The organism is Pseudomonas sp. LBUM1659 (assembly GCF_059716045.1).
This window is the reverse complement of record NZ_CP166797.1, coordinates 485,895-498,047: the sequence shown is the minus strand read 5'-3', so window position 1 is coordinate 498,047 and position 12,153 is coordinate 485,895. Positions and strand designations below refer to the sequence as shown.

The 12,153-nt window shown below is 58.5% G+C and carries 8 protein-coding genes and 1 pseudogene; 5 read left to right on the top strand and 4 right to left on the bottom strand.

Features of this window, described 5'->3' with window-relative positions; genetic code table 11:
• Positions 1 to 86 precede the first annotated feature (86 nt).
• The 3 genes from ACA048_RS02295 (at position 87) to ACA048_RS02285 (ending at position 3,218) form a co-directional block, all read left to right on the top strand.
• Positions 87 to 341, top strand: a complete 255-nt coding sequence (locus ACA048_RS02295; protein WP_497629792.1) for a transposase — start codon at positions 87 to 89, stop codon at positions 339 to 341.
• Positions 235 to 1,224, top strand: a complete 990-nt coding sequence (locus ACA048_RS02290) for an IS3 family transposase (protein WP_497627768.1) — start codon at positions 235 to 237, stop codon at positions 1,222 to 1,224. Before ACA048_RS02295 ends, ACA048_RS02290 begins: the two co-directional genes overlap by 107 nt.
• Before the next feature lie 191 nt (positions 1,225 to 1,415).
• A complete protein-coding gene (locus ACA048_RS02285) occupies positions 1,416 to 3,218 on the top strand; it encodes an acyl-CoA dehydrogenase (protein ID WP_497627767.1) in 1,803 nt (600 codons plus the stop codon).
• A gap of 144 nt (positions 3,219 to 3,362) precedes the next feature.
• Here ACA048_RS02285 and ACA048_RS02280 read toward each other — a convergent pair whose 3' ends face one another.
• From ACA048_RS02280 to ACA048_RS02265, 4 genes and pseudogenes are all read right to left on the bottom strand, one after another.
• Positions 3,363 to 4,094, bottom strand: coding sequence for a methyl-accepting chemotaxis protein (locus ACA048_RS02280; RefSeq protein WP_497629791.1), 732 nt, complete (start codon positions 4,092 to 4,094; stop codon positions 3,363 to 3,365).
• Positions 4,095 to 4,226: 132 nt separating this feature from the next.
• Positions 4,227 to 5,255, bottom strand: a pseudogene (locus tag ACA048_RS02275) (HAMP domain-containing protein); the annotation flags it as partial.
• Between the two features lie 697 nt (positions 5,256 to 5,952).
• Positions 5,953 to 6,255, bottom strand: a complete 303-nt coding sequence (locus ACA048_RS02270; RefSeq protein WP_010464343.1) for a cell division protein ZapA — start codon at positions 6,253 to 6,255, stop codon at positions 5,953 to 5,955.
• The gene (locus tag ACA048_RS02265) at positions 6,252 to 6,482 is read right to left on the bottom strand and encodes a hypothetical protein (RefSeq protein ID WP_007947124.1); all 231 of its coding nucleotides are present in this window, start codon (positions 6,480 to 6,482) and stop codon (positions 6,252 to 6,254) included. The genes ACA048_RS02270 and ACA048_RS02265 overlap by 4 nt, the downstream gene beginning before the upstream one ends.
• Positions 6,483 to 6,953: 471 nt before the next feature.
• Between ACA048_RS02265 and ACA048_RS02260 the strand changes: the two genes are divergently transcribed.
• Both ACA048_RS02260 and mscK read left to right on the top strand, forming a co-directional pair.
• Positions 6,954 to 8,696 (top strand): potassium/proton antiporter, encoded by a 1,743-nt coding sequence (locus ACA048_RS02260; RefSeq protein ID WP_497627766.1) that lies wholly within the window; start codon positions 6,954 to 6,956, stop codon positions 8,694 to 8,696.
• A 70-nt stretch (positions 8,697 to 8,766) separates the two neighbouring features.
• A complete protein-coding gene (mscK, locus tag ACA048_RS02255; RefSeq protein WP_497627765.1) occupies positions 8,767 to 12,117 on the top strand; it encodes a mechanosensitive channel MscK in 3,351 nt (1,116 codons plus the stop codon).
• Positions 12,118 to 12,153: the final 36 nt, after the last annotated feature.

The window sequence follows — 12,153 nt, the reverse complement described above, 5'->3', positions numbered from 1 at the left end:
GCATTCGCGAGCAAGCTGATCTGGCCTAATGAAATTGGACACATCAATAGGGCGCTATGATGGCGCCCAAATCTAAGGTGTTCATGATGATGCGAAAGTCCTACTCCAGCGAGTTCAAGCTCAGAGCGGCAAACATGGTGCTAGATGAAGATCAGCCCATTCTTGAGGTCTGCGCCAACTTCGATATCGGGCCCACTGCCTTGCGCCGCTGGGTTGAGCAGGTCAGAAAAGAGCGTGCCGGTTCGACACTGGTTGGCACAAAGGCCATTACCGCCGACCAAAAACAAATCCAGGAACTCAAGCTCTGCTCAGGCAGAAAGACCGGGATATCGAAATCCTAAAAAAGGCCAGTGTTCTCCTGCTTTTGGACTCCAAAGATCATTCCCTCTGATCAGCGAGCTAGGCGAACAATATGGCATTTCAGATTGCTGTCGCGTGTTTGAGGTCAACCGCAGCAGCTATTACGCCTGGCGTCAGCGTCAGGAGAAAACCAATCCGGAGCGCGAAGCCCTCAAGGTCGCGCTGATCAAGTTTCACAAAGCATCAAAAGGCTCGGCGGGCGCACGAACGCTCTCCAAAGATATGCAGGGTGCAAAGCATAAGGTTGGACGCTACATGGCGAGTCGCTTGATGAAGGAAGCCGGGATTTCCAGCTGCCAACGCCGGCCTCATAAGTACAAATCGTCGGGCGTTGAATCGCTCGTGGCTGAGAATGTGCTGGACCGTGAGTTTTACGTAGCTGATATCAATAAAGTCTGGTGCGCGGACATCACCTATATCCAACTGGGCAAGCGTTGGCTCTATTTCTCGGTGGTTTTGGATCTGTTTGCACGACGAGTGGTGGGATGGTCGTACTCATTGGTCGCCGACGCGACTCTAGCAAGCGAATCGCTGCGCATGGCCGTCGAACTGAGAGGGCGACCTAAAGGGGTGCTGTTTCATTCCGACCAGGGATGCCAATACACCAGCCATAAATTCAGGGACGAGCTGATGGATCACGAGCTAAAGCAAAGCATGAGTCGAAAAGGCCAGTGCTGGGATAACGCCCCGATGGAGCGTTTTTTCGGCAGTTTGAAATCCGAATGGGTCCCTGAAGAGGGATACGATTCAGAGCACGAGGCTCGAGCTGATATCAATCGTTATGTGACGCGCTACAACAATGTAAGGCGCCACAGCTACAACGGTTACCACTCGCCGGCGGCAGCAGAAAAGATGGCGGCGTAAAAACCGAAAACAATGTCCAAAATTACTGGACCAGATCAAGCCCGCTCCCACATTGGATCTTCAGTGATCTCAAGGCCAATCAAGTCATTTGATTAGCGGTGACCGGACCCCACCATCACGCTCATCAATCATCCTGTTCAGCCTTTATTCCCGCGCCTAGACTCGGCCCATTCCAAAAAAGGTAGGCCGCCATGTCCGAGACGTTGCTCAGTTCCCGCAATCTGGCTTTCGAGCTGTATGAAGTCCTTGATGCCGAGGGCCTGACCCAGCGTGAGCGTTTCGCCGAGCACAATCGCGAAACCTTCGATGCCGCCATCGGCACCGCCCGCAACATCGCCGAAAAATTCTTCGCCCCACACAACCGCAAGGGTGACGAGAACGAGCCGCGCTATGAGGACGGTCAGGCGATTCTGATTCCGGAAGTGAAGCCGGCAGTGGATGCGTTCCTCGAAGCCGGTTTCCTCAACGCGGCGCGCAGTTTCGACGCCGGTGGCATGCAGCTTCCTACCCTGCTGTCCCAGGCCTGCTTTGCGCATTTTCAATCAGCCAATGCGGCATCGACTTCGTACCCGTTTTTGACCATGGGCGCGGCAAACCTGATTGAAAGCTTCGGTACCGAAGGGCAGAAACAGCGCTTCCTGCAGCCGATGATCGACGGCCGTTTCTTCGGCACCATGGCCCTGACCGAGCCGCATGCCGGCTCGTCGCTGTCGGATATTCGTACCCGCGCCGAGCCTGCGTCCGACGGCACTTATCGCCTGAAGGGCAACAAGATCTTCATCTCCGGCGGCGATCACCCGCTGTCGGAAAACATCGTGCACATGGTGCTGGCCAAACTGCCGGATGCTCCGGCAGGTGTGAAGGGCATTTCGCTGTTCATCGTGCCGAAATTTCTAGTCAACGACGACGGCAGCCTCGGCAAGCGCAACGACGTGTTGCTGGCCGGGTTGTTCCACAAGATGGGCTGGCGCGGCACCACGTCCACCGCGCTGAACTTCGGCGATAACGGCGAGTGTGTCGGCTATCTCGTGGGCAATCCGCACCAAGGCTTGAGCTACATGTTCCAGATGATGAACGAGGCGCGGATTGGCGTCGGCATGGGCGCGGTGATGCTCGGTTACGCCGGTTATTTGTATTCGCTGGAATACGCCCGCGAGCGGCCGCAAGGGCGTGTGCCGGACAGCAAAGACCCGAATACCGCCCCGGTGGCGATCATTCAGCACGCCGACGTCAAACGCATGTTGCTGACCCAGAAGGCGTACGTCGAAGGTGCGTTCGATCTCGGCCTGTACGCGGCGCGATTGTTCGATGACACCACCACGCTTGAGACCGAAGCCGAGCGTAAGCAGGCCCATGAACTGCTGGATTTGCTGACGCCCATCGTCAAATCCTGGCCGTCGGAGTTTTGCCTGAAGGCTAACGAGCTGGCGATCCAGATTCTCGGCGGCCACGGCTACACCCGCGAATACCCGGTGGAGCAGTATTACCGCGACAACCGTCTGAACCCGATTCATGAAGGTACGCACGGCATTCAGTCACTGGACTTGCTAGGGCGCAAGCTCGCGCAGAACGGTGGGTCCGGGCTCAAGCAATTGATTCGACTGATCGCCGACACAGGCGCGCGGGCGCAGGCGTATGAATCCTTGACCGCGCTGCGTGAACCGCTGGAGAAACTGGTGGCACGCCTGCAAACGGTGACCATTGGCCTGTTGACTGATCTGGCTCAGGGCCAGGTCAACAGCAGCCTGGCGAACTCGGCGCTGTACCTGAAAGTGTTCGGGCACACGGTGATTGGCTGGCGCTGGCTGGAACAGGCGATCCGCGCTGAAGAAGGGCTGACCAAGGGCAACGCGGCGGATGTGAGCTTCTATAAAGGCAAGCTGCAGGCGGCGCGGTATTTCCTGACGTGGGAAGTACCGGGTTGCCACCATGAGCTGGCGATTCTGGAGGCTCGGGATGATGTGTGCCTTGGGATGCAGGATGAATGGTTCTGATCAGAGCCCTGTATAGCTGCTGATGCCCTCTTCGCGAGCAAGCCCGCTCCCACATTTGATCGCTGGCGTTCACACATTATGTGCTCTCAGGAGATCGAGTGTGGGAGCGGGCTTGCTCGCGAAGGCGCCTGAGCTGACGATGCATCAGCTCAGCTTGAAACTGCTCATCTGCCGCGCCAAATCATCCGCCAACCGCTGCAATGTCTGACAGTCCTCACGGCACGCTCTCACTTCTCCAGCGGTGGCCCGCGCCAAATCCGAAATCCCCTGCACGTTGCGGTTGATCTCCTCGGTTACCGCCGACTGCTCTTCCGTCGCCGTCGCCACCTGATGGTTCATGTCGCTGATCCGCTCCACCTGCCCGGTAATCGCCGTCAACGACGCCCCGGTGCGCTGGCTCGACTCAACGCCAGTGCCGGTCGCCGCTTGTCCGCTGTGCATTGATGACACCGCATTCTCCGCGCCTTGCTTGAGGCTGCCGATCATTTGCTGAATTTCATCGGTCGACGACTGCGTGCGTCGCGCCAAGGTGCGCACTTCATCCGCCACCACCGCAAAACCACGGCCCATGTCCCCGGCCCGCGCCGCTTCGATGGCGGCGTTGAGCGCCAGCAAATTGGTCTGCTCGGATATTCCGCGAATCACTGCCAGCACTTGATCAATCGACGCCACCTGATTGGCCAACTCACCCACGGCATCCGCCGCAATGCCGATTTCGTCGGACATGCTTTCGATATGCCGGATCGAGCCGCCCACCACTTCGCGAGCCTGCATCGCCTCATCGCGAGCATTCTGCGACGCGACCGCTGCGTTGCCAGCGTTCTGGGCGATTTCCTGCACGGTCAGGCCCATCTCATGAACAGCGGTGGCCACCATGTCGGTCATTTCTTGCTGACGGCCAGAACGTTCGGCGGTGTTGTCCACCACCTTCGCCACCTGACTGACCGCGGTGCGCAGTTGTTCGCTGGTGGTCAATACTTCACCAATCATCTCGCGCTGACTGTCCAGAAACCGATTGAAGCCGCGCGCCAGATCGCCCAGTTCATCGGCGCGACTGGCATCCAACCGATGGGTCAAATCGCCACCGCCGCTACCAATGGCTACCAGCGCCGCTGTTACTTGTCGGATCGGACGCACCAAACCACGGGCCAGCAATACCACCAGCAAGAGGCACACCAGCGCTACCGCCAGGCCGATGCCGCTGCTCATCCACATCGCGCGGCGGGCTTCAGCATAGATCTGCGACTGCGGCACTTCGGCCACCAGCGTCCAGCCCAGGTCTCGAAGCGGCAGGCTCAACGCGAGGAAGTCCTCGCCATCGCGCACGAAGCTGCTGTTGGTGGCGGTTTTTTGACCCATGACCGCTTGCGCGGCGAGCCCGCCAATTTGCTCGGCGAGGGTGCGTTTGCCACTGAAGTGCGCCTCGGGATGCACCTGAATCAAACCGTCGGAACGCACGAGATAGACCTTGCCGCGCGCTCCGAAGCTGAAGTTGTGGATCAGCTCCGACAGCTCTTTCATGCTCAGGCCAAGCCCGGCAACGCCCACGACTTTACCGGCCTGCTCGACCTTGAGGTCGATGAACAGCGCCAATTCTCCGGTCGCGGTGTCATTGTCGATATTGAGGGTGCGCGGCTGATTGCTGTCGAGGAATGAGTAGAACCAGGCGTCTTTGAGGTTGGAACGGCTGAGGGTCCGTTCCAGGCCTTTTTCGGTCAAATAGTGGTTTGACGCCGTGCCGACGATCAGCGCGGTAAAGGCTTTGTGTTCAGCGCGAATGCCTTCCAGGTACTGCACGAACGTCGCCGTCCGGGCATCGTCTTCACCCCCGGCCAACCAGTCGCGCACCATGCTATTGCTGGCGATGTCCTTGGCGGCGGTGAGGGGTTGAACGAGGATTCGTTCAATGTCGTTGCGCATCGCTTCGATGCTCGACGGCAGGGCTTGTTCGACCAGATAGCTCTGGGCGAGACGGTTAACCACGAGGGTATAAACGCCCACTACGATCAGGATACTGACCAGCAGGGCAGTGCCCATGCTCAGGATCAACTGCCATTGAATACTGCGTCGCCAGAACTGCATGGAACACCCCCAAAGAATAAGAGGCTGAAACACTGCAACAGTCGCGCCAAATGTATACAAAAAAACACATGATTGGGCTGAATGGCGTAAATCTTCGTCGCCAATCTAATTGGTGCGACTTTTCCAGTTCGATCCAAATCATAAAAAACGGACCTTGGTACCTGTCAGAGCTGACAGGTTACGGCTATCCAGCAAGGGCGCGTAGTGTTCAATTCACAAATCACGCGCACCACGATGGAGGCAGCCATGAACCACAAGGAGTTGCAGGAGAGCAAAACCTTCACAACCGAGAAGGGAGTAGCTCAAGAAGAAATGCTGAAACAAATTCGAGTCGGTGAAAGGTAGGAGGAAGGCAACACAATACGTGCAGTAACGGCAAAAACGTTCGAGGAGATAAACGACGAGTTCAAGTACCTGATCCACGTTGAATTTGGCGATACGACTTACACGACGAACCAGACGATCGACGAAAATGAAATGGCCAAATGGATTCAGATTGGCGATAAATTAATAGCGCTTGGCAGCAGCTGGACCGTAGAGAAGAAACGTTACATAAAAATCGATGCTGGATATTTAATCCGCGTTAGCGTCGGCTAGAACGCTCCGGCGCAATCGGAGCGTCCACTGTGGATAAGCGTAGCCAACGTTGATTTCAGGCCTGATTGATCGTCTTGGAGATCACTTCAACCGTGGCGCTGACTTGCTCTTGGTAACGGTCGAGTTCCTGCTTGTGCTGCTTTTGCATTTCGATCTGCTGCGAGCACAGATTCATCGCGGCCAATACCAACAGGCGGTCACCGATCAGGGTCGGGTACTTCCGTTTGGTGTCAGCCAAAGCAGCTTTCAACATCATCGCGGCGTCCAGCAGGGTTTGCTCTTCCCCGGCCGGCGCCTTGATCGAATAGTCCTCCCCCAGGATCGAGACGACTTTTACCCCTGCGGCGCCGTGATTCATGCGCTGACCGGGCCGGCGCTAACGCGCTCAACCAGGGCCTGAATGCGTGCGGCAGTGGCGCCTTGTTTCTCTTCCTGTTCCATCAGGCTCAGTTGCAGGCTTTCGTTTTCATCCTTGGCCTGAGCCAGTTCTGCACTCAGGGTCTGGTTGCTGCCGAGCAGTGCCTGATTCTGTTGCACCAGGTCATTTACCAGCTGTTCCAATTGGCTAAGGGATGCTTCCAACATTTTGATTTTCCGAGCATTTTCAAAGGGCGCGTACGATAAAGAAAAGTCATCACGCACGCCAGGGTTATTCAGGCCCAAGGCCTTGGTTTTCTTGGCGGGCGACCTTTCTCGCGAGCAGTAAAGACTGTGATTCGCGGATGGGGTTCCCGCTCTTCGTCGCCGGGAGCCCTTATGCGACAAATCTGTGGCGAGGGGGCGTGCCGGAACGCCGCACCGCCCCGCTGGGTCGCGCAGCGGCCCCAAAATCAGGCGCCGCAGTATTTCAGGTAAAACGAGTTCGCTGATTTTGCAACTGCTGCGCAGCCGAACGGGGGCAAGCCCCCTCGCCACCGTTCACTCGCACTAGCGTGAGGCGACAAATCGCTCGCAAAAACCTTTTTGACAGCATCACATTTCAACAGGTTAGAATCGCTGGCACGCGGACTGCATGGTCAGTTTGTGCCCGCCTTTCAGCTTTTTGGAGTAACGCCTTTGAATGCAATCACCATCAACAGCCTGTTTCTGATCGGCGCGTTGCTGGTAGGTGCGAGCATTCTGGTGAGCTCACTTTCCTCCCGCCTCGGCATCCCGATTCTGGTGATTATCCTGGCCGTGGGTATGGCCGCCGGTGTCGACGGTGGCGGCATTATATTTGACAACTACCCCACGGCTTATCTGGTCGGCAACCTCGCGTTGGCGGTGATCCTGCTTGACGGTGGTTTGCGTACCCGGGTCGCGAGTTTTCGCGTTGCGCTGTGGCCTGCACTGTCGCTGGCCACGGTCGGGGTGTTAATAACGACCGCATTGACCGGCATGGTGGCCGCCTGGCTGTTCAACCTGAGCATCATTCAGGGCTTGTTGATCGGCGCGATTGTCGGCTCGACCGACGCCGCAGCGGTGTTCTCGCTGCTGGGTGGCAAAGGCCTGAACGAACGGGTCACCGCCAGCCTCGAAATCGAATCCGGCAGCAACGACCCGATGGCGGTGTTCCTCACCGTGACCCTGATCGACATGCTCGCCAGCGGGGAAACCGGCCTGCACTGGAGCCTGCTCGTGCACTTCGTGCGTGAGTTCGGAATCGGTGCCGTCGTCGGTCTCGCAGGTGGCTGGTTCATGCTGCAACTGGTCAATCGCATCAATCTGGCCAACGGCCTCTACCCGATTCTGGTGATTGCCGGCGGCCTGGTGGTGTTTGCCCTGACCAACGCCCTGCACGGCAGCGGCTTCCTCGCGGTGTATCTGTGTGGCCTGGTCATCGGCAACCGCCCGGTGCGCAGTCGGCACGGCATTTTGCACATGCTCGACGGCATGGCCTGGCTTGCGCAGATCGGGATGTTCCTGGTGCTGGGCCTGCTGGTCACACCGCACGACCTGCTGCCGATTGCCCTGCCCGCGCTGGGTCTGGCGTTGTGGATGATTCTGGTCGCGCGGCCGCTGTCGGTGGTGGCTGGATTGCTGCCGTTCAAGGCGTTCCACGGTCGCGAAAAGGCGTTCATTTCCTGGGTCGGCCTGCGCGGCGCGGTCCCGATCATTTTGGCGGTGTTCCCGTTGATGGCCGGCCTGCCCAACGCTCAGCTCTATTTCAACCTCGCTTTCTTTATCGTGCTGGTGTCGCTGCTGGTGCAGGGCACGAGCCTGCCGTGGGTGGCCAAACTGCTGAAAGTGACGGTGCCACCTGACCCCGCGCCGATCTCGCGTTCCGCCCTGGAAGTGCATGTCACCAGCGAGTGGGAGATGTTCGTTTATCGCCTCGGCGCCGAGAAATGGTGCATCGGCTCGCCCCTTCGCGAACTGAAAATGCCCGACGGCACGCGCATCGCGGCCCTGTTTCGTGGCCAGCAATTGCTCCATCCGTCGGGTAGTACGGTGCTCGAAGTCGATGATTTGCTGTGTGTTATTGGCCATGAACACAACCTGCCGGCCCTCGGAAAACTCTTCAGCCGGGCACCGCAACGGGGTCTGGATTTGCGCTTCTTCGGCGACTTCGTGCTCGAAGGAGACGCCCAGCTGGGCGCGGTTGCGGCGCTGTACGGGTTGAAAGTCGAAGGCATCGATCCGAACATGTCGCTCGGCCACTTCATCGCCCAGAAAGTTGGGGGTGCGCCCGTTGTCGGTGACCAGGTGGAGTGGAACAACACCATTTGGACCGTCGCGGTCATGGAGGGGAACAAGATCGGCAAAGTGGGCGTCAGATTCCCCGAAGGAAGTCGCCCGGGTCCGGGTCTCTTCCTCTAAACTGGGGGGCGTGTTGACGTTTAATCACGGTCGCGCCCCCATTTCTTCGTCTCGTTTTCGATCGGTCTCTATGTCAACCCTGCGCACCTTTTTCATCATGGCCCTGCTGGGCCTGAGCCTCTCCATCGGCACGTTGCAAGCGGCCGAACTGCCGTCCAGCGAAGCCGTACAGGCGAGCCTGGACAAGATCGCCGACCGCAAACTGCCGGAAGCCGATCAGAAAGCCCTGCAAGCCATTTTGCAAAACACGCTGGCCCAGCTCAACAACCAGCGTGACTACGAGCAGAAACTGGCCGATGTCAAACAACAACTGGCCACCGCGCCAAAGCAAGTCATCGAGAATCAGCGTGAACTGGCGCGCCTGAAGGCCACCAAAGCGCAGCCGGTGACGCAACGCTATGCCAACGTGTCGGTCCCGCAACTCGAGCAAATGCTCACCGAGCGCTCGACCCAGCAAAGCGATCTGCAAAGGGCCCTGACCGACGCCAACACCCTGGTGATCACAGCTCAGACCCGCCCGGAGCGCGCCCAGGCCGAGATTTCGGCCAGCCAGACGCGCATTCAGCAAATCAACAACATCCTCAAGGCCGGCAAAGATGCCGGCAAAACCTTGAACGGCGAACAGCGCGATTTGCTCAATGCCGAACTCGCCGCCCTGAACGCACTGATTCCGCTGCGTCGCCAGGAATTGGCCGGTAACAATCAGTTGCAGGATCTGGGCAACAGCCAGCACGATTTGCTGTCGGAAAAATCTGATCGTCTGGATCAGGAAATCCAGGAACTGCAAAACCTGATCAATCAGAAACGCCTGGCCCAGTCCCAGGAAACGGTGACCCAGCAGTCCATCGAGGCGCAGAAATCCGGCGGCAGCAGCCTGCTGGCCACGGAAAGCGCGGCCAATCTGAAGCTCTCCGACTACCTGCTCAAAAGCACGGACCGCCTCAACGAAGTCACCCAGCAAAACCTGCAAGCCAAGCAGCAACTGGACAACGTCACACAAAGCGATTCGGCGCTGGACGAGCAGATCAACGTGCTCAAGGGCAGCCTGCTGCTCTCCAAGATCCTCTACAAACAGAAACAGTCTCTGCCGCGTTTAAAGCTCGACCGCAATCTGGCGGACCAGATCGCCGACATTCGCCTCTATCAATTCGAAGTCAGCCAACAACGCGAACTGCTGAGTAACCCGGCCACCTATGTCGACAACCTGCTGTCGACTCAACCGCCGGAGCAAGTCACCCCGCAACTGCGCAAGAGCCTGCTGGAACTGGCCACGACCCGCGCCGACCTGCTGGAGCGACTGAACCGCGAATTGAGCGCCGTGCTCAACGAATCCATCACCCTGCAACTCAATCAAAAACAACTGCTGAGCACCGCCCAAAGCCTACGAGCGACCCTCGACGAACAAATGTTCTGGATTCCCAGCAACAAGCCGCTGGACATGGAATGGATACGTGCGGTACCGGAACGCTTGCCGCGCCAGATCACTACCTTGCCGTGGTTCTCCAGCCTGAGTGAATTGAGCGATGGCCTGATTCAACGGCCGCTGTTGTTTTTGCCGCTGGTGCTGCTGATCGGCGCCCTGCTGTGGCGACGCAAAAGCCTATATGCCCGACTGAACAAGGTTCACAAGGACATCGGCCACTTCAAGCGCGACAGCCAGTGGCATACGCCGCAGGCCATCCTGATCAATATTTTGCTGGCGATGCCGGTCGCGCTCGGCCTGGCCCTGTGCGGCCTCGCCTTGCAGATCGACGCCCGCGGACAGAACGCCAACATGGGCGCTGCGCTGCTGCAAATGGCCCAGGCGTGGCTGGTGTTCTACACCGCCTACCGGATCCTCGCGCCGGGTGGCGTGGCCGAACTGCATTTCCGCTGGGAAAAACCTCAGGTCGAGTTCCTTCAGGGCTGGATCCGTCGACTCGGTCTGGTGGTGATGGCGCTAGTGGCGGTGGTCGCCGTCGCCGAGCTGCAACCGGCGACCCTGGCCGATGATGTGCTCGGCATGCCGGTGGTGTTGACCTGCTACGCCTTGATGGCCTGGCTGCTCAGCCGTTTGCTGATGCGCAGCCCGACGCACGAGAACGCTTCGCTATTTCGCAAAATAGTGGGGATCCTGTTTACCGCGCTGCCGATCGCGTTGTTCGTAGCCGTGTGTTTCGGCTACTACTACACCGCGCTAAAACTCAGTGATCGACTGATCAACACCCTTTACCTACTGATGTTCTGGCTGGTGATCGAAGCCACTTTTGTCCGCGGGCTCAGCGTTGCGGCCCGCCGCCTGGCGTACCAGCGAGCCCTGACCAAACGTCTGGCTGCGAAAGAGGCCGGTGACGGCGAAGCCGTGATCGAAGAACCGACGCTGGACATCGAGAAGGTCAACGAACAATCCCTGCGCTTGATCCGTCTGGCGCTGCTCGGCGGTTTCATGGCCGCGCTGTACTGGGCCTGGTCCGATCTGATTTCGGTGTTCTCGTACCTGGACAACATCACGCTCTACGAATACACCAGCGGGACGGGCGCGGCCATGAGCATGGTGCCGATCAGCATCGGCGACATGCTGGGTGCGCTGATCATCATCGGCATCACCTTCGCCCTCGCCCGCAACTTGCCGGGCCTGTTGGAAGTGTTCGTGCTGTCCAAGCTCAATCTGGCGCAGGGCAGCGCCTACGCCACGACCACGCTGCTGTCTTACGTGATTGCCGGTGTCGGTTTCGTCTCGACCTTATCCACGCTCGGCGTGAGCTGGGACAAATTGCAATGGCTGGTGGCAGCGCTCTCGGTCGGTCTGGGTTTCGGGATGCAGGAGATTTTTGCGAACTTCATCTCCGGCATCATGATTCTGTTCGAACGTCCCGTGCGGATCGGCGACACCATTACCATCGGCAACCTGTCAGGCACGGTCAGCAAGATCCGCATCCGCGCCACGACCATCACCGACTTCGACCGCAAGGACATCATTGTCCCGAACAAGACGTTCATTACCGGGCAACTGATCAACTGGTCCCTGACCGACACCATCACCCGGGTAACGCTCAAGCTCGGCGTCGATTACGGCTCGGACCTGGACCTGGTGAAAGAGCTGCTGCTCAAAGCTGCCCGGGACAACCCACGCGTGCTCAAGGACCCGGAACCGCACGTGTACTTCCTGAATTTCGGCGAAAGCACCCTCGACCACGAGCTACGCATGCACGTGCGCGACCTCGGTGACCGAAATCCGGTGCTCGATGAGGTCAACCGCTTCATCAACTGCGAGTTCAAGAAGCAGCACATCAACATCTCGTTCCGGCAGATGGAGGTCTACCTCAAGAACCTTCACGGCCAGGAATACAAATTGGTGCCGATCGAGCCGGAAAGCAAAACCATCGTGCCGATGGCCGATGGTAAACCGCTGCAAGAACCGCCACCCGCCAAGCTCGACTAACCGCGCTATCCCTAGCAGAATGCTCGGACATTCTGC